General features: G+C 56.7%; 26 protein-coding genes and 1 pseudogene. 14 read left to right on the top strand and 13 right to left on the bottom strand.

The window, feature by feature from the left end; genetic code table 11:
• Positions 1-33 precede the first annotated feature (33 nt).
• Positions 34-591, top strand: a complete 558-nt coding sequence (gene efp / locus MID00_RS01980) for an elongation factor P (RefSeq protein ID WP_003802564.1) — start codon at positions 34-36, stop codon at positions 589-591.
• 92 nt (positions 592-683) lie between these two features.
• On the opposite strand, the gene MID00_RS01985 is transcribed toward efp, so the two are convergent.
• The gene (locus MID00_RS01985) at positions 684-884 is read right to left on the bottom strand and encodes an SDR family oxidoreductase (RefSeq protein ID WP_254499597.1); all 201 of its coding nucleotides are present in this window, start codon (positions 882-884) and stop codon (positions 684-686) included.
• Positions 885-898: 14 nt separating this feature from the next.
• Here MID00_RS01985 and MID00_RS01990 point away from each other — a divergent pair.
• From MID00_RS01990 to MID00_RS02010, 5 genes and pseudogenes are all read left to right on the top strand, one after another.
• Positions 899-1,401 (top strand): annotated as a pseudogene (locus MID00_RS01990) (TRAP transporter large permease subunit); the annotation flags it as partial.
• Positions 1,402-1,412: 11 nt separating this feature from the next.
• Positions 1,413-1,703: an SDR family oxidoreductase gene (locus tag MID00_RS01995; protein WP_254499598.1), complete on the top strand. Its 291-nt coding sequence runs from the start codon at positions 1,413-1,415 to the stop codon at positions 1,701-1,703.
• A gap of 158 nt (positions 1,704-1,861) precedes the next feature.
• The gene (locus MID00_RS02000) at positions 1,862-2,023 is read left to right on the top strand and encodes an SDR family oxidoreductase (RefSeq protein WP_254499599.1); all 162 of its coding nucleotides are present in this window, start codon (positions 1,862-1,864) and stop codon (positions 2,021-2,023) included.
• A complete protein-coding gene (locus tag MID00_RS02005) occupies positions 2,020-2,244 on the top strand; it encodes an SDR family oxidoreductase (protein WP_254499600.1) in 225 nt (74 codons plus the stop codon). The genes MID00_RS02000 and MID00_RS02005 overlap by 4 nt, the downstream gene beginning before the upstream one ends.
• 177 nt (positions 2,245-2,421) lie before the next feature.
• Positions 2,422-2,952 carry a hypothetical protein gene (locus tag MID00_RS02010; RefSeq protein WP_144433386.1) on the top strand — a complete coding sequence of 177 codons (531 nt, stop codon included), beginning with the start codon at positions 2,422-2,424 and terminating at the stop codon, positions 2,950-2,952.
• Between the two features lie 841 nt (positions 2,953-3,793).
• Here the strand turns inward: MID00_RS02010 and MID00_RS02015 are convergent.
• Positions 3,794-4,942 (bottom strand): iron-containing alcohol dehydrogenase, encoded by a 1,149-nt coding sequence (locus MID00_RS02015; protein WP_254499601.1) that lies wholly within the window; start codon positions 4,940-4,942, stop codon positions 3,794-3,796.
• 134 nt (positions 4,943-5,076) lie between these two features.
• A complete protein-coding gene (locus MID00_RS02020; RefSeq protein ID WP_254499602.1) occupies positions 5,077-6,603 on the bottom strand; it encodes an aldehyde dehydrogenase family protein in 1,527 nt (508 codons plus the stop codon).
• A 242-nt stretch (positions 6,604-6,845) separates the two neighbouring features.
• On the opposite strand from MID00_RS02020, the gene MID00_RS02025 reads away from it, so the two are divergent.
• The gene (locus tag MID00_RS02025; protein WP_254499603.1) at positions 6,846-8,723 is read left to right on the top strand and encodes a sigma-54-dependent Fis family transcriptional regulator; all 1,878 of its coding nucleotides are present in this window, start codon (positions 6,846-6,848) and stop codon (positions 8,721-8,723) included.
• Here the strand turns inward: MID00_RS02025 and MID00_RS02030 are convergent.
• From MID00_RS02030 to MID00_RS02070, 9 genes are all read right to left on the bottom strand, one after another.
• Positions 8,674-9,150, bottom strand: a complete 477-nt coding sequence (locus MID00_RS02030; RefSeq protein WP_022983538.1) for a DUF1178 family protein — start codon at positions 9,148-9,150, stop codon at positions 8,674-8,676. The genes MID00_RS02025 and MID00_RS02030 overlap by 50 nt on opposite strands.
• A gap of 87 nt (positions 9,151-9,237) precedes the next feature.
• Complete coding sequence (locus MID00_RS02035) at positions 9,238-10,923, bottom strand: ABC transporter ATP-binding protein (RefSeq protein WP_254499604.1); 1,686 nt, start codon at positions 10,921-10,923, stop codon at positions 9,238-9,240.
• Entirely contained in the window at positions 10,920-12,374 is a 1,455-nt protein-coding gene (locus MID00_RS02040; protein WP_254002802.1) for an ABC transporter permease, read from the bottom strand. Before MID00_RS02040 ends, MID00_RS02035 begins: the two co-directional genes overlap by 4 nt.
• 7 nt (positions 12,375-12,381) lie before the next feature.
• The gene (locus MID00_RS02045; RefSeq protein WP_009457740.1) at positions 12,382-13,359 is read right to left on the bottom strand and encodes an ABC transporter permease; all 978 of its coding nucleotides are present in this window, start codon (positions 13,357-13,359) and stop codon (positions 12,382-12,384) included.
• The gene (locus tag MID00_RS02050) at positions 13,359-15,545 is read right to left on the bottom strand and encodes an ABC transporter substrate-binding protein (RefSeq protein ID WP_083054027.1); all 2,187 of its coding nucleotides are present in this window, start codon (positions 15,543-15,545) and stop codon (positions 13,359-13,361) included. Before MID00_RS02050 ends, MID00_RS02045 begins: the two co-directional genes overlap by 1 nt.
• On the bottom strand, positions 15,539-16,111 hold the full coding sequence (locus tag MID00_RS02055; protein WP_254499605.1) for a thermonuclease family protein: 573 nt from the start codon (positions 16,109-16,111) through the stop codon (positions 15,539-15,541). Before MID00_RS02055 ends, MID00_RS02050 begins: the two co-directional genes overlap by 7 nt.
• A 102-nt stretch (positions 16,112-16,213) precedes the next feature.
• Positions 16,214-16,552, bottom strand: coding sequence for a hypothetical protein (locus MID00_RS02060; RefSeq protein ID WP_254499606.1), 339 nt, complete (start codon positions 16,550-16,552; stop codon positions 16,214-16,216).
• A gap of 15 nt (positions 16,553-16,567) precedes the next feature.
• A complete protein-coding gene (locus MID00_RS02065; protein WP_254499607.1) occupies positions 16,568-17,815 on the bottom strand; it encodes an acyl-CoA dehydrogenase family protein in 1,248 nt (415 codons plus the stop codon).
• A 41-nt stretch (positions 17,816-17,856) separates the two neighbouring features.
• Positions 17,857-18,861, bottom strand: coding sequence for a magnesium and cobalt transport protein CorA (locus tag MID00_RS02070; protein WP_254499608.1), 1,005 nt, complete (start codon positions 18,859-18,861; stop codon positions 17,857-17,859).
• A gap of 92 nt (positions 18,862-18,953) precedes the next feature.
• On the opposite strand from MID00_RS02070, the gene MID00_RS02075 reads away from it, so the two are divergent.
• The 7 genes from MID00_RS02075 (at position 18,954) to MID00_RS02105 (ending at position 23,633) form a co-directional block, all read left to right on the top strand.
• Positions 18,954-19,334 (top strand): DUF423 domain-containing protein, encoded by a 381-nt coding sequence (locus tag MID00_RS02075; RefSeq protein ID WP_009457750.1) that lies wholly within the window; start codon positions 18,954-18,956, stop codon positions 19,332-19,334.
• A gap of 57 nt (positions 19,335-19,391) precedes the next feature.
• The gene (locus tag MID00_RS02080; RefSeq protein WP_254499609.1) at positions 19,392-20,429 is read left to right on the top strand and encodes an adenosine deaminase; all 1,038 of its coding nucleotides are present in this window, start codon (positions 19,392-19,394) and stop codon (positions 20,427-20,429) included.
• Entirely contained in the window at positions 20,422-21,039 is a 618-nt protein-coding gene (locus MID00_RS02085; RefSeq protein ID WP_254499610.1) for a DNA-3-methyladenine glycosylase, read from the top strand. The genes MID00_RS02080 and MID00_RS02085 overlap by 8 nt, the downstream gene beginning before the upstream one ends.
• 58 nt (positions 21,040-21,097) lie before the next feature.
• Complete coding sequence (locus MID00_RS02090; protein ID WP_022983535.1) at positions 21,098-21,412, top strand: I78 family peptidase inhibitor; 315 nt, start codon at positions 21,098-21,100, stop codon at positions 21,410-21,412.
• 6 nt (positions 21,413-21,418) lie between these two features.
• Entirely contained in the window at positions 21,419-21,826 is a 408-nt protein-coding gene (locus MID00_RS02095; protein WP_035270861.1) for a PaaI family thioesterase, read from the top strand.
• A 179-nt stretch (positions 21,827-22,005) separates the two neighbouring features.
• Complete coding sequence (gene wrbA, locus MID00_RS02100) at positions 22,006-22,605, top strand: NAD(P)H:quinone oxidoreductase (protein ID WP_009457766.1); 600 nt, start codon at positions 22,006-22,008, stop codon at positions 22,603-22,605.
• 14 nt (positions 22,606-22,619) lie between these two features.
• Positions 22,620-23,633: a glutathione S-transferase family protein gene (locus MID00_RS02105; RefSeq protein WP_022983534.1), complete on the top strand. Its 1,014-nt coding sequence runs from the start codon at positions 22,620-22,622 to the stop codon at positions 23,631-23,633.
• Here the strand turns inward: MID00_RS02105 and MID00_RS02110 are convergent.
• A complete protein-coding gene (locus tag MID00_RS02110) occupies positions 23,627-24,796 on the bottom strand; it encodes an alpha-hydroxy acid oxidase (RefSeq protein WP_009457768.1) in 1,170 nt (389 codons plus the stop codon). The two genes, MID00_RS02105 and MID00_RS02110, sit on opposite strands and share 7 nt — an antisense overlap.
• Positions 24,797-24,950: the final 154 nt, after the last annotated feature.

A 24,950-nucleotide genomic window follows, 5' to 3' on the forward strand; every position in this document is an offset into this window, starting at 1 on the left:
TTGGCGGAGCCTGTCCCATTCGGAGTTTTTTTAATGAAAACCGCACAAGAACTGCGCGTTGGTAACGTCGCGATGGTTAATGGCGACCCTCTGGTCGTTCAGAAAACGGAATACAACAAATCCGGTCGCAACTCCGCCGTTGTCAAATTGAAGTTCAAGAACCTGCTGACCGGCTCGAACAGCGAAGCCGTGCACAAAGCTGACGAAAAATTTGAAGTGGTCCAGCTGGAAAAGCGCGAATGCACTTACTCCTACTTTGCTGACCCTATGTACGTCTTCATGGACGAAGAGTACAACCAGTACGAAATCGAAGCTGAAAGCATGGGCGACGCCCTGGATTACCTGGAAGAAAACATGTCCGTTGAGGCCGTTTTCTACGAAGGCCGTGCTATTTCGGTTGAACTGCCCACCATCATCGTGCGCGAAATCACCTACACCGAACCTGCCGTGAAAGGCGATACCTCCGGTAAAGTGCTGAAGCCTGCCAAGATCAACACGGGCACCGAAATCAGCGTGCCTTTGTTCTGCAACATCGGCGACAAGATCGAAATCGACACCCGCACTGGCGAATACCGCAGCCGCGTGATGTAAGAAAGACGTCGTGCCGCCCAGTGCGGTACGCGCAAAAAAGGGGCTGTTTTTACAGCCCCTTTTTCCTGCCTGCTCGAATCACCACATCATCCTCAGGCCAGCAAGCCGGTGTTAACAAAACCACCGTCCACGCTGATGACCTGCCCGGTCATATAGGCTGTTTTTTCGGTATCCAGCAAAAAGCAGATCGCCTGCGCTACCTCACGCGGCGTGCCATAGCGATGCATGGGCACGGCAGATTTCCAGGTTTCCTGCACCTGCTCCGTGTGCACCTGCATGGCCAATGGCGTCATGATGTGGCCGGGGCATCTACCGCCAGTTCGACTGGCGCAAGCTCTACCCCCATGCTGGTGGATACCGCTGTTCTGTCAGGAGCCATCCTGATCATCATCGGCGCAGCCTCCGGCATGGCCTGGGCCCTGACCCAATCTGGCTTCTCCCGCGAGCTGGCCCAATTCATGCAAACCCTGCCCGGAGGCCGCATGGGCTTCCTGATTGTGTCGGTGATCGCCTTCATCATCCTGAGCAGCCTGCTCGAAGGCATCCCCGCCATTGTGCTCTTTGGTCCGCTGCTGTTCCCCATTGCACGAGTCATGGAAGTGCATGACGTGCACTTCCATGATCGTGATTCTTTCCATGGGCCTGGGCCTGTTCGCACCACCCTTCGGCGTTGGATACTACACCGCTTGCGCCATCGCCCGCGTCAACCCGGATGAAGGCATCCAACCGATCTGGGGCTACATGCTGGCCCTATTGATTGGCCTGGTTTTTGTGGTCGCCTTCCCCTGGATTTCGATTGGTTTTCTGTAAGCGATATGGCTATGACACAGCAGCACAACTCCGCCGTTTTTACGCAAAGCCTGCAAGACAAAACAGTAGTGTTTTTTGGGGCGGGCGCGCCTTTAGAGGATTGGAGTAACGGGAAAGCGGCGGCGGTGGCTTATGCCAGGGCCGGGGCGCAGGTGGTTTGTGTGGATAAGGATTTGGCAGCGGCTAAACGCAGCGCGGATCATATTCTTGAGGAAGGTGGAGAAGCGCTGGCTTTGGAGTCAGATGTTTGTAATACCGAGACGGTAGAAAAAACAGTGACCTTAGCTATAGCGCATTTCTGAAAAATCGACGTTCTCCATAACAACGTAGGCATTGCACCTGCGGGTGGACCATTAGATATAGATGACGCTCTTTTTCAGCAGACCATGGGTATCAATGTCGGATCTATTCTGCGCACACTCGCGCAGTATTACCGCACTTTCTGAAACAAGGCTCGGGAGTGATTACTAATATATCTTCCCTGGCTTCAATCTGTTGGAGTGGCTACTCTTACTTCGCCTATTACGCGTCTAAGGCGGCGCTGAATCAGGCTACTGTTGCTACGGCATTGGAGTTTGCTAATAAAGGAATACGGGCGAATGCCATTTTCGCCGGGGGGTGATTGATACGCCACTGGTTTATCAGCAGATTGCTGCCCAGTATGATTCGATTGAACATATCAAGGAGCAGCGGGCTAATGCGGTGCCGATGAAGAGGACAGGGACACCGTGGGATATTGCGAATGCAGCGGTGTTTCTTGCTTCGGATGCGGCGGGGTTTATTACGGGGGTTTGTCTGCCGGTGAATGGAGGGCATTCTTGTGCTATGCCGGGGATGAAATGAGCAGTTAACTCCGAACAATACAAATAATTTCCGAATCCCCTTACCAAAAAACAACCTAGCAGCCCATGAATTTTCTTTGCCACTTAACCAATAACCCATAATCATATAGACCAAAAAAACAGGTCGAAAAATCTGAACTCAATAGACCATTAATAAATACAGTATATTTTTTCATACATGAAATTTAATCCTTATCCCGCAATTGAAATACCCAAACAGAAAAATGGGCTTATTGCCGCAGACCGCTTATCTCTTCAGGACTTTTGGAAGGCCGTAGATTCGGTTTTTGACGAGGCTGTCTCATCCGGGGTTGGGTGCTATATTTTTTCTATTAGAGCGGGAAAAGGGGCGCTACCTTGGTACGTAGGACTTGCTGAGAAACAATCATTCAAAAAAGAATGCTTTACTGCCCATAAAATTAATCATTACAACAATGCTATTTCAGCAAGAAAGGGTACCGCGCTTCTAACTGTAGTCCCAAGGTATACACCGAGCAATAAAATATCCACACCAAACCCCAGCGGGTATAAAGATATTCAACAGCTCGAAAAAATGCTTATAGGAAATTGCTTGACCCGTAACAGAGATCTATTAAACTTGCGCGACACTAAACTCCTAAGAGAAATGATTGTCCCTGGATTAATCAACACCCCTCCGGGTAAGCCACCTAAAGAAATACAGGCTTTTAAGACCCTGCTTGGTCTATAGCGCACATATAGCATAGTCCGATCCATGCTCCAGCCCGATGCAGTTTGATCAAAATTTTCTCTACCTTTAATCTAGGGATATTCGCCTACCCAATGCTGTCTTCGGCTATAAGCGGTCATTCCTTCATTATTTTTTGACGATCATAAAAAGGGCGTAATCTGTAGATTTTTAGGATTTCCTAAATAATTTTCTTGAGATTCCACACTCTCATTTTTATCGATAGATTCTTTTTAATGAGAGCGACGAGATTTTTTTATTTCGCCTAAATCTAGTTAGTCAACCACAGGTAAATTACATGAAGTGTCCAAAGTGCAAGTCAGAGAATATTGATAAGCGCAACTACGGCAAGCGCACAGGCGCTGTTGTGGGCGGTATTGGTGGAGCAGCTGGGGGTGCTGCCACAGCCCTCGGTGGCGCAGCTGCTGGCGCAAAAGCAGGGGCCTTAGTCGGAGCTTTGGGCGGACCTGTTGGCATTGCTGCTGGTGCATCCATTGGATCAGTGGCCGGCGCAATTGCTGGTGCGCTTGCGGGAGGTTCAGTGGGCGCAGCTGCCGGATCAGTAGCTGGACAGGCTATTGATGAGCACGTTCTGGATAACTTCAAGTGCCTTAGCTGCAGTCACACTTTCAATGAGGCTTAAGGCAGAGTGTCTGACCCATCGTTGCAACGGATACTCGACCCGCATGAGGCAGGCCACTTAGCATTTTCGTTGGTTACTTAATTGTCTGCTGTGAGTCAAGAGCAGTTATACCAAATACGCCCCTTCGACTCCTTATCATCCAGAAAGCAGAGGGGAAGAGCTGAAAGCTCTTCCCCTTTTCCTCCCCTACACCTACTTAACTTACCTCACCCCAAACGCCTCCTCAAAAATCCCCATAATCGTCTTCTTATCCGTCTGAATCGGATTAGTCGCTCCACAGACATCCTTGAGCGCGTTATCTGCCAGAACCGAAAAATCCTCCCGCTTCACACCCAGCTCTTCCAGCGACTTCGGAATCCCCACAATATCCGCCAGCTTTTTAATCGCTGCGATGACATCCAGGCCTTTCAGATCTGGATTGTTATCTGATAGCAGCTTGCCGATTTCATTCAGGCGTTCCCCCGCCACCTGCATATTAAAAGCCTGCACATGCGGCAGCAGCAGTGCATTACAGACACCGTGCGGCAGGTCGTAGAAGCCGCCTAGCTGATGCGCCATGGCGTGCACATAACCAAGCGATGCGTTATTGAATGCCATGCCTGCCAGGAACTGCGCATAGGCCATTTGTTCACGGGCTTTCTTATTATGCGGCTCGCGCACAGCAACGGGCAGGTATTTTGCGATCAGTTCTACCACTTTGACCGCACAGGCGTCGGTGATGGGGGTGGCAATTGTGGAAACGTAGGCTTCGACTGCGTGGGTCAGTGCATCCATGCCAGTGGCGGCGGTTAGCGATGCGGGCATGCCTTCCATCAGGTCGGAGTCGTTCACTGACAGGAACGGTGTGATGTGTCGGTCAATGATCGCCATTTTTACGTGGCGGGTTTCGTCGGTGATGATGGTGAAGCGCGTCATTTCCGACGCTGTACCTGCTGTGGTGTTGATAGCCAGCAGCGGCAATTGCGGCTTGGCGGACTTATCTACGCCTTCGTAGTCAGCGATCTTGCCGCCGTTGCTGGCGACCAGGGCTACGCCTTTGGCACAGTCATGCGACGAACCGCCGCCCAAGGAAACAATCAGATCTGCGCCGTGTGCTTTCAAGGCGTCCAAGCCGGCATTCACGTTACCGACGGTGGGATTAGGCTGCACCTGATCAAAAATCGCGGTATTGATGCCCTGTGCAGTCAGCTTGTCAGCCACCAGTTTCGCCATACCCAGCTTGGCCAGATCGGCATCAGTAATGATCAGAGCTTTTTTGAAGCCCATTTTCCCGACAATCGGCATGGCCTGGTCCAGTGCGCCGGGGCCAAGAATATTGTGCGAGGGGATAAAGAATTCCGAGACTGTCATGGTGCGTATTCCTTATTAATGATCGAAGAGAATCCCTGCGACCTCGGGGGTATACGAACTGAGAGCGCGCAAGGAGGGAATCCCCCCATATTGCATGGGGGGAGGTCTTACAACACTACGAATAGATCAAAGGATCAGAAGAAGCCCAGGGCGTTCGGGCTGTAGCTGACCAGCAGGCACTTGGTTTGCTGGTAGTTATTGAGGGCCATCTTGTGGGTTTCGCGGCCGATGCCGGATTGCTTGTAGCCACCGAAGGCAGCGTGGGCGGGGTACAGGTGATAGCAGTTGGTCCAGACGCGGCCAGCTTCGATGCCACGGCCTACGCGGTAGGCACGCGAGCCGTCGCGGCTCCAGACACCAGCGCCCAGGCCAAACTCGGTGTCGTTGGCGATGGCAATGGCTTCTTCTTCGTCCTTGAAGGTGGTCACAGCGGCCACCGGTCCGAAGATTTCTTCCTGGAAGGTACGCATGCTGTTTTTACCCAGCAGCATGGTTGGGCTGATGTAGTAGCCATTATCCAGGCCCTCACCCAGACGATTGCGTTCGCCGCCAGTCAAGGCTTGTGCGCCCTCTTCTCGACCGATATTGATGTAGCCCAGGATGCGCTCCATCTGTTTCTCGGACACCTGCGCGCCCACCATTGTCCCGGCATTGAGCGGGTTGCCGGTCTGAATACGTTTGACTCGCTCCACGGCACGCTCGATAAAGCGCTCGTAGATGGATTCCTGAATCAGGATACGCGATGGGCATGTGCAAATCTCGCCCTGGTTCAGGGCAAACATGCTCAAACCTTCCAGGGCTTTGTCCAGGAAGGCATCATCAGCCTGCATCACGTCTTCAAAGAAGATGTTGGGGCTCTTGCCGCCCAGCTCTACCGTAGCGGGGATCAGGCGATCAGCTGCGGCGTGCAGGATTTCTCGGCCGACGGGGGTGGAGCCAGTGAAGGCGATTTTGGCGATGCGCTTGGAGTTGGCCAAGGCATGGCCTGCTTCTTTACCGTAGCCGGTGACCACGTTCAGTACGCCAGCGGGCAGCAAGTCACCGATGATTTCCATCAGCAGCAAAATGGAAGCGGGGGTTTGCTCGGCGGGTTTCAGGACGATAGGGCAACCGGCGGCCAGGGCAGGAGCCAGTTTCCAGGCGGCCATCAGTAGCGGGAAGTTCCAGGGGATGATCTGGCCGACGACGCCGATAGGCTCGTGGAAGTGGTAGGCAACAGTGGTGCTGTCCACATCCGAGATGCTGCCCTCTTGTGCGCGCAGGCAACCGGCAAAGTAGCGGAAATGGTCGACGGCCAAAGGCAAGTCAGCCGCGCGGGTTTCACGGATGGGTTTGCCGTTGTCGATCGTTTCGGCAACCGCCAGACGTTCCAGGTTTTGTTCGATACGGTCAGCAATGCGCAGCAAGACGGCGGAGCGCTCGGCAGGCGGGGTATTGGCCCACTGGTGGCGCACCTTGTGCGCGGCGTCCAGAGCCAGTTCAATGTCCGCTGCACCCGAGCGGGCTACCTGGCAAAACACCTGCCCGGTGACGGGCGAGACGTTATCAAAATACTCGCCTTCGACCGGCGGCACCCAACGTCCACCAATGTAGTTGTCGTAACGGGATTTGAAAGGGAATTCCAGATCCAGGCCCATGGATTTGAGATCGGACAGATTCATGATGTCTCCTTATTGATTTAGTTCGGTGCCACAAGACGTGCACCGCAGGGAAAGGTTAGGGGTGCCTTTATCCTGATTTAACTAAAGCAAATAACGTGCCAAACTAGCTAGCGATTGTCCCGACTCGATCCTGAGCTCGCCCGCCTCCATAATGGAACGACCTCCAGTCGCAGGCTGCGACAACTACTGTCGCAAAACGCGAGCACTGTCGCAGAATGCGACACCCCTCCCGGAGCACACTCATGACTTCTCTACACTCGTTTTGCCCGCAGACCAACGAAACCATGTGGCGTCAGTCCTGGGAGCGCTGTCAGACGATGGAGTCGGAGTTAAGCGCGGAACCTCGGGACATGAGCCAAGGTGCGCTGCGACAGTTGCTGGAACAACAGCATCACTTGTTGCATCACTCCTCGGCAGCGGTACAGGATCTGGCGGCGCTGGTGCACCCGCATCGCAGTCTGGTTTTATTGTGCGACGCACAAGGCACGGTGTTGCAACAGGCGGGGGACCCACACTTTCTGCAGCGGGCCGAACAGGTTGCCTTGCGTGCGGGTGTGAGTTGGGCGGAGAACCATCGCGGCACCAATGCTATCGGTACGGCTCTGGTCTGCGCACAGCCCATCAAGATTCACGGCAGCCAGCACTATCTGCCTGACAACCGGATTCTTAGCTGCCACGCCGCCCCCATTTACGACCCTTACGGCAAGATTATTGGAGTGCTGGATATTTCCGGCCCTTCGGAGCTGGAACATCACTACGCGCTGGATTTGGCGCAGCTGTACGCCCGCCAGATCAGCCGCCAGATGCTGGAGTCACTGTGCACGCCATCCCGCCGTCTGCTGCATCTGCATACAGACCCCGGCCTGCTCAACAGTGCTTTTAGTGGGCGACTGGTTCTGGAGGACGACACCATTGTGGCGGCCGATGAGTTGGCCGCCCGCATGTTGCGCCAGGACTGGCAGGAGCTACCCGGCCAGGACTTAAGTTCGGTACTGGAACAGGCAAAAAGCACGAGTCGACCTGTAACGCTCCACCTGAGCACAGCGGCTAAAACCCCGGCTCCAGCCCGTGCGGTGCTGGCTCGGACTGAGACGGCAGAAACTACACAACTGTCCCCTCAACAGGAAAAAGCTTTGGAGCCGGCTTTGCGCGCCATGCAGATGGGCTTGTCCATCTTGCTCAGCGGTCCTAGCGGCTCGGGCAAAGAGCGTATGGCGCGTGAGCTGCATCGTCGTCACAAGTCGCAATCCGGTCCTTTTGTGGCGATTAACTGCGCCGCCCTGCCCGAAACCCTGATCGAAGCCGAGCTGTTTGGTTATGAAGCCGGTGCGTTTACAGGTGCACGCCGTCAGGGCTATGCAGGCAAATTGCGTCAGGCCCATGGCGGAGTGCTGTTTCTGGATGAAATTGGCGATATGCCAGTGGGTTTGCAAAGCCGTCTGCTACGGGTTCTGCAAGAGCGCGAGGTGCAGGCACTAGGTTCGGAACGCACACACAGGCTGGACTTCCAGCTGATCAGCGCCAGCCATCAACCGCTGGAAAAACTGGTGCGTGATGGCCGCTTCCGTGCCGACCTGTACTTCCGACTGCAAGACTATATCTGCACAGTCCCCAGCCTTAGGGAACGCAGCGATCTGGGCGACTATATTTCCAAAGAACTGGCTATTCTGGCACAAGGCCAGGCTGCTCCACAGCTACATCCCGAAGCCCTGCAAATACTGCAGGACTACGACTGGCCGGGCAATTACCGTCAGTTGCGATCGGTGCTGCTGCAAATCATTGTGCAAGATTCTCCGGGGCGGCTCTGGTTGGCCCAGGACCTGCCTGCCTTGCCGTGCTTGAATGCAGAACACCCGGTGCTGGCTCAAGAACCTGCCATCCCGGAGGTCCGGAGCATTACGGAAACCAGCTCCCTTGACTCCCCAAGGCCACAAACCCTGAAGGAACAGGAATACGCTGCCGTGCAGCAGGCTTTGAAACAGCATCAGGGAAATATTTCACAGGCGGCACGCGCCTTGGGACTGCATCGCAGTACCTTGCACCGCAGGCTGAAAGAGATGTCGCAGTTATTTACTGCAGGCGGTCATCATCCAGAAAGTCCGGAATCGGCATGGCAATAATGCCGTCGTCGGCCAGTTCCTGATACTCCTGCACCGTGGCCTGACCACGGATTGCGCGCGGCTCAATGTCGCCCTCGTGCATGCGCCGTGCTTCCTGGGCAAACTGGGTGCCCACATCGTCTGACTTGCGTATCACCGAACGCAGCTCTTGTAAAAGCTGACCTTGAATCGCCCGCATTTGCGCTTCGGTAGGCATGGTTGAAGGCAAGGGAGGCGGAACTGGAGCACTGGCAGGGGCGCCAAGGCTTTCCTGCGCACCTACATTGATACGTGGAGCCGAAAGTTTGCGTTTGACCTCGTGGCTGTCGCAGACGGGGCAACACAAAAGCCCGCGACTGATCTGCTCATCGTAACTTTCGCGTGAGCTAAACCAACCCTCGAACACATGGCCGTGTTCGCATTCAAGATCAAAAACCTTCAGACTCATAATGTGTTTATCAATGGGCGGACAGACCGCCGTATTGTGACATAGAAGTGCCGGACTAAATATGGCAAGTCCGGCATGTGGCGCGGCTTAACGGGGAACAGCGGCCAGCAGACGCTGCGTCAACTCTTCCTGCGGATGGAACAGAACGTGCTGTGCGCTGCCCTGCTCCACGATGCGTCCCTTGGCCATGATAGCAATTCGATCGGCCAGATACTCCACAACCCCGAAATTATGGGTAATGAATAAATAAGCCAGACCCAGTTCCATTTGTAACTCACGCATCAAATCCAGAATTTGCGCTTGTACGGACACGTCCAGGGCCGAGGTGGGTTCATCGCAAATCAGAACGGCGGGCTCTACCGCCAAGGCACGGGCAATAGCGATGCGCTGACGTTGCCCGCCGGAAAACTCATGTGCGTAACGATCCAGGGCATTCTTGGGTAGACCGACTTGGTCCACTAAAGTTTCAATTCGTTTGCGACGCGCCTTGGCATCCAACTCGGGACGCAGCGCCGTCAGACCTTCCAGGAGGATATCGCCCACCATCATGCGTGGGTCCAGCGACCCATACGGGTCCTGAAAAATGATCTGCAAGCTTGAGCGCAATTGCCGCAAGGCCTTGCCTTTCACTTGCAAGACGTTCTGCCCCTGCATCTGCACCTGCCCGCTGATCTGAGCCTGATGATCCAGCAAGCGCATCAACGTACGTGCGACCGTGCTTTTACCGCAGCCCGACTCGCCGACCAAAGCCAGGGTTTCGCCCTTGTGCAGTTGCAGGCTCAAGTCTTTGACCACGGGAATGACAGGCAGGCGTCGCCACCAGGAACCAGCCTGCTTATAGGAAACAGACAAGCCCTGAATATCCAGCACCAGCTCTTTGCCGCTATTGCGCGGTGGGACTGCTTCAATGGGCGCAGGGGCACGGGACAAGGGACGCCCACGTTTCTCAAAAGTGGGAATGGCATTGAGCAATTCACGAGCATAAGGATGGCTAGGGCGTAAAAAGAACTGGCTTGCCAGCCCGGCTTCCACTATTTGTCCGTGCCGCATCAAGGCCACATAGTCGGCATACTGTTTGACCAGCAGCAAATCGTGCGTAATCAGCAAGATAGCCAGGCCCATCTCTTTCTGTATATCGGCCAACAACTGCAGAATCTGCGCCTGAACCGTTACATCCAGCGCGGTAGTTGGTTCGTCAGCCACCAGCAAATCAGGTTCCGCCGCCAAGGCAATGGCAATCATGATGCGTTGCTTCTGGCCGCCGGAGAACTGGAATGGAAAGTCATCGTAACGCTGTGCGGCACCGGGGATGCCGACTCGCTCCAGCCATTTGATGGCCCTTGCCCTTTCCTGCCCCGCAGGAGCCACACCATGACGACGAATCACCTCGCTGATCTGCCGGCCAATGGACATGACCGGATTCAGACTGGTAGACGGCTCCTGAAAAATCACGCTGATGCGTTTACCGCGCACATCCTGCATTTGCTGTTCAGGCAAAGGTGGCAGTTCCAACCCGTCCAAGGCAATTTGACCAGATTGCATCCAGGCGGCTTCGGGCAAGAGGCGCAGGAGCGCCATGGCCGTCATGCTTTTGCCGCAGCCGGACTCCCCCACCAAGGCAAAGGTTTCACCGCGCTGCACGGCCAAAGACAGATTACGCACCACACTTTGCACACCGGCATCGGACTGCACACGCAGTTCCAGACCCTCGATACTCAGCACGGCAGGCGTTGCAGCGGGCTTCACGGCGGAGACATCTTCAAGCTCGCTCATACCTTGGCTCCTCCTGGACGACGTACTCGCAAAGCCTTGAAGCGACGAGTACGAGGGTCAAACGCCGTTTGCACCGCATCGGCAAAAATGTTCGCAGACAGTACCAAACCCAGCATCATCACAAAAGCCCCGGCCAGGCCCCACCAGATGATCGGGTCGCGGGACAGCTCGCTACGGGCCGCATCAATCATGCGCCCAAAGGATGGCATGCTGGGGTCCACACCAATACCCAGATAAGACAGCACAGCTTCGTACAGCACCAGGCCGGAGAACTCCAGAATCAGGGTGATCAGCACAATGTGCATGACGTTAGGCAGCAGGTGACGGAACATGATGCGCAGATGACCGACACCAAAGGCTTGGGCTGCCTGAACGTAGTCCAGCTCGCGCAGCTTCAACACCTCGGCCCGCAGCAGACGACACAGGCCCGCCCAGCCGGTCAAACCCAGAATCAGGCACAGCATGAACAAGCGCAGATCTGCGCGAGCGGCCACGGTGTCGAAGCTGTCGGGATGGGTGTCGATATAGACCTGCATCATCAACACGCAAGCGGCGATCAGCAGCACGCCAGGGATGGAAGTCAGCGTGGTGTAAATGTATTGAATGACATCATCCACCCAGCCCCGGAAGTATCCAGCGGCCAAGCCCAGAATGATGGCAGGTGGCAGCATGGCGAAGGTGGTCAAAGTGCCAATCACCAAAGCCGTGCGTACACTTTTCAAGGCTTGCCAGATGATGTCGTTACCCGTGCGATCCGTGCCCAGCACGTAGTAATTCGCGCTCAGGCTCAGCACCAGGCATAGCAGTATCACCAGCACACAGGCGCTGAACCAGACCAGTCGCCAATTCACCAAGCCCTGCCCTTGCCACCAATAACGCCAGGCCGCGCCCCAACCCGATTCCATGGATTGCTTGCGCCCCCAAAGCGTCAGCAGAACAGCCAGTAGCACGCTGCCCAGCACACCCCAGGCCAAACCTTTGGCGCCTAGCTGCAAAATATCGTGTCTATGCGCGGCAGGCGTATCCATACCCACCCCGGCATTAACCAGACGCGGAAAGTCCCGCACGGGCTTGCCATCTATCAGCATGCTTTCTTTGGTCAGCTGAAAGCGGGCCAAGGGAGCGGAATAGGTTTTTTCCACCTCGGCCAGCCCGGCTTTTTTCAGAATATCGTCCAACGCAGAACGGGCGACGGGGGCATAGCTGGCTGTGCTGGCTTCCTGCCCAGGGGCAGCCGGCAATAAAGGCCGGTAGTGGATGGAGTCCAGCAGACCAATCAGCAGGAAAAAGACCAGAAAAACAGCAGCACACATGGCCGAGGGCGTGCGTGCCACACTGGCCCAGGCCGAGCGCAAGGCAGGCCGCTTGACGACGCGCCAGGTGTAGAGCGCCATGGCCAGAAACAGTGCCAGCACAAAGGTATCGGTCCAGAGAAAGACGAACTGTGGCATGGCGGGCTCAACTAAAACGAATGCGGGGGTCAACCAGGGTGTAGGAGATATCGGCCAGAATCAAACCGGCGATATAAAGCATCGATCCTAAAAACACCATGGCACGCACAATGGAGAAGTCCTGGGCATTGATGGCATCAATGGTGAAGCTGCCCAGACCCGGAATACCAAAAAAAGACTCGGAAATCAGGCTGCCCATGAACAGCAGGGGCAAAGCCGATACGGTACCCGTCAGAATGGGCAAGAGCGCATTGGGCAAGACATGGCGGAACAAAACGGTAGATTCCGCCAGCCCCTTGGAGCGCGCCGTACGCACATAATCACGGCTGGCCTCTTCCAGGAACAGGCTGCGGTAAAAGCGGGATTCTGCGCCGATGCGCGACAAAATCCCCACCAGCACCGGCAAGACCAGAAAGCGCCAGTTATCCATCCCTTCCACCCAGCCCGAAAACGGCACCCAGCGCAGCACCCGTGCAAACAGCCATTGCCCGGCAATGATGTAGAACAGGCCCGAAATGGACATCAACACGACGCACAGCACAACGGCTGAAAAATCCAGTCGGGTTCCCCGAAAGAACACCATCAGCAAGGCAAAACTGATGCACACCCATAAGCCCAAAAAGAAGGTCGGCAAGGCCAGCGCCAAACTGGGCCCCATGCGTTGCTTGATCTGATAGGCAATATCCTGCCCCTGGTCGGACAAGCCAAAATCCAGGCGCAACAAAGGAACCGAGCGCTCGTAGAAAATCGTGTCGGTAAAGGTTTTGGAGCCCTCCGCCTGCGCGTTATAAAACAGCGGCTTGTTATAACCGCGCTCTGCCTTCCAGTTTTCAATGGCCGTCTGGCTGACGCGCTGCCCACCAATGGACAAACGGGCCATATCGTCAGGCGTGTTCACGGCAAAGAACAACACAAAGGTCAGCAGATTGACCCCTATCAGAATCAGCACGCCATACAGAATGCGCCGCAGCATATAGGAAAACATCAGTCTTTCTCCTTGCGCAGAGCCACATGGCGACGACGCGCCTGAGCCTGCGAGCGCACCACCCACACCAGGATCAAGGCCAGCAAGCCCAGCGGAATGGCGGGCCACCAGACGGGGCGATTCCAGCGATCAATTCGCTCCACACGCTGTTCGGGGTCGATACGGTAATACTGGATGCTGTCGCGCACCATCATGGACGGCTTGGCATTGCGCACCCAGCTTTGGTAGGCTCCACCCGCATTGGGCACATAGCCAAACATCCAGGGGGCATCATGCTGGACCAGATGGATCATCTGCTGCACCACCGCCTGCTTGTCAGGGCCGTCGTTCAGAAAGCGCATTTGCTCGTACAGGCGATCAAACTCCGCGCTTTGGTAATTGGCGGCGTTCTCACCACCAAAATCCTTCTTGGCCTGGGGGCCATACAGCAAGGTGAAGAAGTTTTCGGCATCCGGGTAGTCGGCTACCCAGCCCCACAGAAATAGCTGTGCCGCGCCCCGCTTCATCTTGTCCTGAAAGCGGTTGTAATCGGTAGCGCGCACTTCCAGCTGCAAGCCTACCTGGGCCAGCTGACGGCGCATCCAGTCCACCGTGGCATCCGAGCCCATACCCATCATGGAGTCGTAATACAGAATCAAGGGCTTGCCGGTACGGCTGTCCCGTCCATCGGGATAGCCCGCCTGTCGCAGCAAATCACGCGCTTCGTCCAGACTGCGGCGTTTCACCACGCCATTGTCCTTGGTGTAGACATAAGGGTTGGCACCCTGGGGCAGCGGCTGATAGCCCGGCACGCCAGGCGGCAAAGGACTATGCGCGGCTTCTCCTTGGTCATTCATGAAAATGGAAACGTACTGCTCCCAGTCGAACACAATGCTGATGGCCAGGCGCAGCTTGCGGTTTTTCTCGAACTGCTCGGGCGTATCGCCCTGGCCGACCACCGGGTCGTGCCAGTTAAAGCCCATGTAAAACAATTGCGCTTCAGGTGCCGTGCGCAATTGCAGGCCGCGCTCCTGATACAGATTGGCTTTGTCGACCGAGTCCTGCGCGGCTACTGTCATGGCGACACCGTACTCGCCCCGCTCCACCTGCGGAATGTCGTAATAGCCCTGCAGGAACTTGCCCATCAAAGGGACGCCCTCTTTTTCCAGAGAGAACACCACTTTATCCAGGAAAGGCATGGGTTTGCCGCAATCTTCCAGTAAACCAGCAGCCTGGTCGCCGGGCTCGCCCACACAAGGGTATGGCTCCCCCCGATAATTGGGGTTACGGCTCAGAACGTGACGACGATTGGTCAGGGATTCCGTCAGCATGAATGGGCCTGTGCCCACGGGCCAGCTATCCAGTGTCAGATTGTGCTGCGCCATGCGCGGCTGGCTATAAAAGCGCTCGGCCTCCCAGGCCATGGGCGCGGTAAAGGTCATGGCCAGCCAGTACTTGAACTGTGGGTACTTGCCATTCACCTCGATGCGCAAGGTGTGTTTATCCAGCGCTCGCACACCTGGCAAGGTGTAGGGCCGCAAATCCAGCCATTGTGGACGCGGCTCCTGCTTGTCGATACGGGCCAGTTCTTCGCTGAACTCCTTGAAGCCCCGGATGTGCTCGGCCATCACACCCAGCACAGGAGAGGCCAAGCGCGGGCTGGCCAAACGCTTGAAGGCGTAAACGTAATCGTGAGCCGTCAGCTCGCGCGAGCCGGTATGGGCGAAGTCGGCAATGCTGAAAGCATCGTTCAGGTCCGGCGCCCGCATGGGGTAATAGCGGTACTCGCCCTGTTCATCCAAGGCAAAGGCCGGATGCGGCTGAAAGCGAATGCCTTGCTTGATGGGAATATCGTAACGGCTGACTGCCACCTGCTCGCCCGGCACATCAGCAGGCAAACGATTACCCTGCTCATCAAGGTATACAGGCTCTACCAGCTCGGCCGCCGCCTTGGGAATCAGGCGGTAGGGACGGTCCAGATAGTGATAGCCGTACAGTGGCTCGTAAATCGAGTAGGTAAACGGCGTCTCGTCACCGGAGTAGGACAAGGCTGGGTCCAGGTGATTGGGAGAACGGGTCGTGAACGCGCTGTACAGCGTGTTTTCTGCTGCACTGTGTTCGTGATAAGGGCTGTTAACGGGCTTGGAGCAGGCTGCCAATCCGACGCACAACAGAGCCAGTCCGAGCCGCCGCAAAGGGCTTAGCATTGCCCTTGCTGCCAGCAGTCATAACGCCATTTCCATGGCGGAACAGGATTGGGCTCAGACCAGATGCCTACACCGGCTTCCTTGGCTTCGCGCTCCAGCTGATCAATACGAGGGTCGCGCAGGAAGCGGCCGCGTTTTTCACGATTGGCCATGGCCATTCCAGCCCGTACCAGTTTCTGGTTGGCGGTTTCGCCATCGGCCAAAGGCACATCGCATACAGCGCGACCGTGGCGGTCGCGCTCATAGCAAGACAGGGTCAAATGTTTACCGGAAACCAAATCCGACAGGAAGCGCCGCGAGGCCACCGCAAAGGGCTGGCCGGGACGACGGCTGTCTTTGGTGGTTTCGGGAGCATCGATACTGGCCAGACGCACGCGCACCTGCCTGTTATTGCTGGGCAAAATCGTCAGCGTATCGCCGTCGGCCACCCGTACTACGCGTCCGGTCAACTCGAAGTGTTGAGCCTGAACAGGCAAGGCCCAGACAGCCATCACAGCCGTCAAGCCAGCACAAACGGCTGTGCGCCGCGTCAAAGAAGAAAAGCCGGACAGGGAAAACACAGTCATGATGCGGACAACACTCCAGGCGGGTAGCAGAAACTAGGCTAACAAATTATAGATACTGCGCACCGCCTGTCCAGAGCAATGTCCCTAGTAGGCAGGCCTGCGTCAAGACGCCTGCAGGCGGGGCCAGATGCGATGCAAATACCAGGAAGCCTGCTCCACACCTTCCAGCCCGAATACGGTAGCCGGACCTTGTTGCAGACGATGGGTCGCGAACAGATCCGCGACGGCATCGGGAGCCACCTGGCGCATCAGGCAGGCTTGGTACAGCAGGGCCAGTTTCTGCGTCCAGACACGGCCTCCCGCCTGGGAAACCGTGCTCAACAAATCCTGCGCCGCTTGGCCCAGTTCCGCATCATCTCCCGTACGGGCACGCAAGTCTGCCTGCAAGGCCTCCAGGACACCTTCCTGACTCAAGGCGCGCTGCACATCCAGGCACATCACATTGCCTGAACCTTCTCAAATAGAATTGACAGGAGCTTCGCGCAGCAAGCGTGGCATGGGGCCATCCTCGATATAACCGTTGCCGCCCCAGGTTTCCATGGCTTCGGCACACAGGGCGATGGCCCGACGACATACCCAGAACTTGGCAGCCGGGGCCAGCACGCGTAGCACCGCCTGCGCCACGGGATCATCAGCCCGCTCCTGCAAGTCCACCAGGAACAGGGCCAGATGGGTGGCCGCTTCGCTTTCCAGGCTCATATCCAGCAATACCGCCTGCATCAAGGGCTGATCGATCAACTGTTTGCCAAAGCAGCGTCGGTGCTGACAGTAATGCAGGGACTGCACCAAAGCCTGCCGCATCAGGGCGGCACTGCCCAGCACGCAATCAATACGGGTACGGGCCGCCATTCCGGCCAGCAGAGCAATACCGCGACCGGCTTGGCCCACGCGCCAGGCCAGTGCACCATCAAAATCAATTTCGGCACTGGCGTTGGAGCGGTTGCCCAATTTGTCTTTCAGCCTGCGTATATACCGGCGATTCAAGCCATATTCGGTATAGCGCGGCATCAGGAAACAAGAAAACTGCTCGTGCTCACGCGCCAGTACCAGATGCCCGTCCGCCTGCGGCACGGAGAAAAACCATTTGTGCCCGTAAAGACGAAACGCCTGAGCCTGGGGATGCGCTTCAGTGGTGCAGCCGCGCAGATCAGAGCCGCCCTGCATTTCCGTCATGCCCATACCCAGCAGCACGCTGCTTTTTTCTGTCATCAACTGATCAGAAGAATCGTACTGATTGATGTCCAGCTTGGCCGCCCATTCCTGAAACGGATCAGCCTGCAGTAAGGGCGCAGCGGCGCGCGTCATGGTCAAGGGACACAAGGTGCCCGCCTCAATCTGACCATGCATGTAAAAGCCCATGGCTCGTTGCAGGTGCCGGCCAGGTTCGGACTGATGGGGCCAGATATGCAGGCCCTGCTCCATGCCCAGGCTCATCAATTGATGCCAGGCGGGTTGAAAATCCACCTGATCAACTCGTTGCCCTTGAGCAGACCAGCCTCGCCATTGCGGCGGCTGGCGATTGGCCAAGGCACCTTGCTCGCGCCAATGGGCAGAGCCCAGTTTCTGGCCGTAGTCCGCCAGCGCTTGCCGGGCCTCCTGGGAGGCCAGCTTGCTTTGCCAATGTTGTAAAGCCGGATCTTCGCCAAACAGATCGTCATTCATCAAATCCGGCACCTGATTCTGTAACTGCTGTTCCAGACCCATCTCGCCTCCTTGATTCCGGCCGTCCTGCCCCGTCTCTTAATCTAGAGCCATTTGGCCTTTTTGAATTTCCAGTACAAAAATCCGCACACGCTGCCCATCAGGCCCAAGGCCAGGGGGTAGCCCAGCGTCCATTCCAGCTCGGGCATGAATTTGAAGTTCATGCCGTAAATCCCCGCCACCGCGGTCGGCACGGCCAAAATGGCCGCCCAGGCCGCCAGCTTGCGGGTAGTGTCAGTCTGCTGCATCTGCCCTATCATCAAGCCACCTTCAAAGGCGAAGGCCAGGGCTTGCCGCAGGCTGTTAATAAATTCAGAAGTGCGGGCAATGCGGTCTGCCACTTCACCGAAATATGCCCGACTTTCCGCATCCACATACGCCAGCTCGATGCGCGACAAACGACGGCTTAGCTCCGCCAATGGCGTTACCGCGTTATACACGCGCAGCAAATCGCGCCGTAAACGATAAATACGCCGTACATCGTTTTCCTTGAAGCCCCGAATCAGAAATTGCTGTTCAATGGCCTCTACCGCCTTTTCGGTTTGTTCCAGGCAAGTCTGGTACTGGTCCACAATCAGATCCAGCAACTCCGAGGCGACAAAATCACTGCCCCGCTCCAGCAAGGCCGGTGTGCTTTCCAGACGGGCACGCAGCTCTAAATAGCTGCTGTTGGAACCACGCCGCACCGTCAACAACAAGCCGTGGGCAATCAGAATCTGCGTAGTACCAAAAAGTGGGCGCAGATCTTTCAGGCCCAAGGTTACCGCCACCACAATCAGGCAATTGTTGAACTCCAGCAATTTGGGACGACGATGAGGGGCAATCAATTCTTCAACGGCATTGTCTGGCAGACCCAGTTGCGCCCCTACTTCGCGCAAGGTCGCCTCGCTGGGGTCTTTCAAACCAATCCAGATAAAGCCGTCCTTCAAGGGATCGTGTACAGGCAGGTGATGAATATCCAAAGCCTGTGCTGGCTGGCCAGACTGATAGCGATACGCGGCCACCACAACGTCTTGTGCATCAGGGGCGACCGGAGCTATTTCTTGCATGCTGTCTCCTTGCAGACAAAGCCAATTTTTTTGTTCGATAATAGCACTGGCCTCCCTCCGCGCTGTGACCGCAGCGACTTGCAAGGAACGACATGAAATCACGATCCATTCTGTGCCTGGGCACACTGATTATGGCCTTGGGCGTAGGCCTGGGCGCCTTTGGTGCCCACGCCCTGCGCGCCATGGTTGACGCTTCGGCATTGGCAACCTGGCACACGGCCGTACTGTATCAATTGCTGCATGGTCTGGGCTTGCTGCTGATTGCCGCGTTGGGCTCGCAATTGAATGCGACCTGGCAGTCGCGCAGCGCAATTCTGATGCTGGCTGGCGTACTGATTTTCAGCGGCAGCCTGTACATTCTGGTGCTTAGCGGCGTGAAATGGCTGGGCGCGATTACCCCTATTGGCGGAGTAGCCATGATTCTGGCCTGGCTCTTTCTGGCCATTGCCGCCCTGCGTGGCAAGGACGCCTGACCCCAGGCCTTTGCCTTCGTATAATGGGGCGCATATTCTGCCTACCAGGAGCGCCCCGTGTCTGATTCCGCCTTTTCCCTACGCGAATTTACCCGCCAACTGCCCAAGGCTGAACTGCACCTTCATATCGAAGGCACGCTGGAACCGGACTTGATCTTCAAGCTGGCCCAGCGCAATCACATTACGCTGCCCTATCCCGATCAGGCCAGCCTGCACGCCGCCTATCAGTTCACCGACTTGCAGTCCTTTCTGGACCTGTACTACGCCGGGGCGGGGGTTCTGATCACCGAGCAGGATTTCTTTGACATGACCTGGGCCTACTTTCTGCGCGCCCAGGCCGATGGCATTGTCCACACGGAAATCATGTTTGACCCGCAGACGCACACGGCACGCGGGATCGCCATGGAAACCGTGTTTGCCGGGATTGCCCGCGCCGCCCGCCAGGCCAGATCCGAGTTGGGGATCAGCAGCTATCTGATCTTGAGCTTCCTGCGCCACCTGAGCGAAGCCGAGGCGTTTGACACCCTGGAAGCCGCCTTGCCCTTGCGCAAGCAGTATTCCGACCTGTGGATTGCAATTGGCCTGGACTCCTCGGAAAAGGGCAACCCGCCCGCCAAATTCGAGAAGGTTTATGCCCGTTGCCGAGAGCTGGGTTTCCGACTGGTCGCCCACGCGGGTGAGGAAGGCCCGGCCAGCTATGTACGCGATGCCCTTCAGCTTCTGAAAGTAGAACGCATCGACCATGGCGTGCGCAGCCAGGACGACCCGGCCCTGATGCAGTATTTGGCCGACCACGCCATTTCCTTGACAGTCTGTCCGCTGTCCAACATCAAGCTCAAGGTTTTTGATAGCCTGCACCAGCACAATCTGAAGCATTTGCTGGATCGCGGCCTGAATGTCTGCGTGAACTCGGACGACCCGGCCTATTTTGGCGGCTATCTGCTGGACAACTACCTGCAAACCGCCCAGGCCCTGAATCTGCGGGAGGCCGATTTACGCACTCTGGCAGCCAATAGCTTGCGCTCCTCCTTTTTACCCAAGGAGCAAAAGCAGGCCTGGTTGAACAAGCTGGAGCAGATTCCCGGAAATGACTGAATCCGCGCTGTACCTGCCACGTGCGTTCTTTGCCCGTGATCCGCGTTACGTTGCCCTGGAATTGCTGGGCAAAACCCTGGTTTTGAATGACGAGCGCGGGCAGCGCTGCGCCACCATTGTAGAAACCGAAGCCTATCTGGGCCCCCAGGATCAGGCCGCCCACAGCCGACGCGGTATCACCGAGCGCACGCGACTGATGTTCGGCCCGGCAGGCTACGCCTATGTGTATTTGATCTACGGCCTGCACCACTGCATGAATATCGTCAGCGGTGTTGAAGGCGATGGTACGGCGGTCTTGCTGCGGGCGGCGCAATGGACGTCGCCCGAGGATGGCCCGTCCCTGTCAGGCCCCGGACGATTGTGCAAAGGGCTGGGTATAGACAAAGCTTATAACGGTGCAGATGCCTGCGCCCCTGCCATGCATTGGCTGGACGCCCCCGCCCCGCCGCCAGAGCAAATTCTGATCAGCCCACGCATCGGCGTAGAGTACGCGGGCGCCTGGGCCAAGGCCCCCTTGCGCTACTCGATTGCCCAGCATCCCGAGGTGTCCGTCAAGCCGGGCAAAACCACCACAAAACGCAGTGTCAAAGGCCTTAAACGCCCCGCCTAGAACAGGTATTATTAATCCTTCAAGCTGAATGCTTCCCAGCTGCTTTTAAGGATTTCCCATGCGACTCTCCGTACTACTTAGCGTCCTTCCCGCCGTTTTGCTGGCTGCTTGCACGGCCACGGGCAATAGCGCGCAAACAAGTTCGACCTCTTCGTTCAGCGACTCTTCTGGTGGTCTGTGCAATGCGGACGCCTTGAATCCAGCCGGTCAAACCGCCAGCCAAAGCCAAGTTGAACGTCTGGTCAAACAGGCCGGTGCGGCAAAAGCCCGCGTCCTGGCTCCGGACCGCATGTACACCACGGACTACGACCCCACCCGTTTGAACATCCGCGTGGACGAACAAAACAAAATTACCTCTGTTTACTGCGGCTGATCCCTGATGACTCTTGAGCAAAGCCAACACTTGCTGGACACGCTATTTGCCCCTTGGGTGCAAGCCCTGAAATTGCGTGTAGAAAACATGAATGAAGACGGCGTGGTTCTACGCCTGCCTTTTTCAGATCAATTGACGCACGTGGCCGGTGTAGTCTGCGGTCAGGTGTATATGGCGGCAGCCGATACCGCCATGGTGCTGGCCGTCAGTCAAAGCCTGGGGGAGTTTCGCCCCATGACTACAGTTTCACTGAACACCAGCTTTGTACGCCCGGTTAGCCAGGGGGATGTGCTGGTACACGCCCAAGTGCTGAAGCGTGGCAAAAGCATGGTCTTTGGCGACATCAAGCTGCTGGACGAGCAAGGTCGACTGGCCGCCCACGCCACCACCACCTACGCCCTGCTGCCAGGCTGATGCTCCTCGGGACGGCCACCCGCTTTGCAAGACAGACTCTGACACAAAACAATCCGTCCAGGGGTTTGGCAGAGCGGGCGTGGCACGACTATCATCGTCATAGCAGCTGCGCCCCGGCTTAGCCCTGTGGCCGCTGCCCCGTCCGATTCCTTGTTGATCGCTTTTCTGGAGAAGTTCAAATGGCAAAAGTCCTGGTTCTCTATTACTCCGCCTATGGCCATGTAGAAAAAATGGCCCAAGCGGTTGCCGAAGGTGCACAAAGCGCTGGCGCGACGGTGGACATCAAGCGTGTCCCCGAACTGGTCCCGGAAGCCGTGGCCCAGAAAGCGAATTTCAAGCTGGATCAAGCCGCCCCGGTCGCCACTATTGGCGACCTGGAAAACTACGACGCCATCATTGTCGGCACCGGCACCCGTTTCGGGCGCATCAGCTCGCAAATGGCCAGTTTTCTGGATCAGGCCGGTGGCCTGTGGGCGCGCGGCGCACTCAATGGCAAGGTAGGCGGTGCCTTTACCTCTACCGCCACCCAACACGGAGGGCAGGAGCTGACGCTACTGTCCATTATTCATAACCTGATGCACTTTGGCATGATTGTGGTGGGCCTGCCTTACAGCTTTGCAGGCCAGACACTGCTGAACGAAGTGACTGGCGGCAGCCCCTACGGCGCGTCCACCATTGCCGGTGGCGACGGTTCACGTCAGCCCAGCCAGAACGAGCTGGACGGCGCCCGCTACCAGGGCCGTCATATCGCTGAAATTGCAATCAAGCTGAAAGGCTAAAACGGAGTACACAGATGGGCATGATGATAGATGGACAATGGCATAGCAAAGAGCCTGTCAGCAGCACCCAGTCCGATACATTTCAACGTGCCCAGTCTGCCTTCCGGGACTGGATTACCGCCGACGGCGGCCCCGGCCCGGACGGCCAGGCAGCGCAGCCTGCCCAGGCCAATCGCTATCATCTGTATGTCTCGCTGGCCTGCCCCTGGGCGCATCGCACCCTGATCATGCGTGAATTAAAGGGGCTGCAAAAGCTGATTTCAGTGTCAGTGGTGAACCCCATCATGGGCGATCAGGGCTGGACCTTTGAACCGGCGGAGGGCGTGGTGCCGGACCTGGTCATGGATGCGCAGTTCCTGCATCAGCTCTATGCCAAGGCGGACCCGAAATTCACAGGGCGCATTACCGTGCCCGTACTGTGGGACAAGCAGCGCGGCACAATCATCAATAACGAGTCGGCCGAGATCATGCGTATTTTCAATAGCGCCTTTGATACTTTGGGCGCGCGCAGCCTGGATATGGCACCTGCCGAGCTGCTGGGCGAAATCGACCAGATCAATGCCCATGTGTATGACACCGTCAATAACGGGGTCTACAAAGCAGGTTTTGCCCGCTCACAAGCCGCCTACGACACAGCAGTTCATGCCCTGTTTGACAGCCTGGACGGGCTGGAGGCTCGCCTGAGCCAGCAGCGCTACCTGACTGGCACGCAACTGACCGAGGCCGACTGGCGCTTGTTCACTACCCTGATTCGCTTTGATCCGGTCTATGTTGGCCATTTCAAATGCAATCTGCGCCGTCTGATTGATTATCCGAATCTGTGGAACTACATGCTGGAGCTGTACCAAATGCCTGGCGTGGCCAGCACGGTCAGCCTGGATCACATCAAGACCCATTACTACAGCAGTCACCGCCATCTGAACCCGACGGGCATTGTGCCGGCTGGCCCTGTACTGGATCTGAACGGGCCCCACGGACGAGGTCATTTACCCGTCCAGCCAGGGCCCTTGCATATCGGGCTTCAGTAACCGGGGCGATCGAAAATATCGGGATTGAGCAAGATGGAGCGGTCTACCTGATTGATATCGGTACGACCGCAAAACGCCATGGACACGTCCAGCTCATTCGCCATCAGTTTCAGCAAACGGGCCACACCGGCCTGCCCCGCCGCACCCAAGGCATACAGGAAAGCACGGCCAATCATGGCACCTTGAGCGCCCAAGGCGCGGGCACGCAACACATCCTGACCGCTGCGAATACCACCATCGACCAGCACTTCGATCTTGTCACCTACCGCCTTGCTGATCGCAGGCAGGCAGGAAATTGAGGATGGCGCGCCATCCAGCTGACGGCCACCGTGATTGGACACGATCAAGGCATCAGCCCCGCTATCCACGGCATAACGTGCATCGTCCGCATCCATAATGCCTTTCACAATCAGCTTGCCGCCCCAGGCATTCTTGATCCACTCGATATCTTTCCAGTTCAGGCTCGGGTCGAACTGCTCGGCCGTCCAGGTCGACAAGGAGCGCAGATCCGACACTCCCTTGGCGTGGCCGACGATATTGCCAAAACTGCGACGATGCGTGCGCAGCATATTGCGGCACCAGTACGGCTTGGTCGCCAGATTCAGCAAATTAGGAATAGTCAGGCGTGGAGGCGTGGTCAAGCCATTCTTGATGTCCTTGTGACGCTGGCCCAAGACCTGCAAGTCAAGAGTCAACACCAGGGCCGAGCAGTTGGCCGCTTTGGCACGCGCAATCAGGTTTTCAATAAAGCTGCGATCACGCATCACATAAAGCTGAAACCAGAACGGGGCACGGGTAGCCTGGGCCACGTCCTCCAGCGAGCACACACTCATGGTGGACAGGGTGAAAGGAATACCAAAATCCCGTGCGGCCAAAGCCGCCAGCATTTCACCATCGGCGTGCTGCATGCCGGTCAGGCCGGTAGGGGCAATAGCCACGGGCATGGCAACATCCTGGCCCAGAAGCTTGGTCTTCAGACTGCGATGGTCAATGTCCACGGCCACACGCTGTTTGAATTTCAGTTTGTGAAAATCCTGCTCGTTCGCATGATACGTGCCCTGCGTCCAGGAGCCGGAGTCGGCGTAGTCATAAAACATCTTGGGCACGCGGCGTTTGGCCGCCAGGCGGAAATCTTCAGTGCAGGTAATTTTCGACAGATCCATTACATTGGGCTCCAAAACAATGGCGTAATAATGCGACTTTGTGCCCTGCGGGGCAAGTCATCCGGGGCAGACTGTTCGAAGTTTCTGTCTGGCGCGCCTAAAGGACCACCAAGACGAGCCCCCAAGACCAAAAATAAAGAGATTCACTGTTGTC

Source organism: Alcaligenes sp. NLF5-7, from assembly GCF_024266725.1.
Classification (GTDB): Bacteria; Pseudomonadota; Gammaproteobacteria; order Burkholderiales; family Burkholderiaceae_B; genus Alcaligenes; species Alcaligenes phenolicus.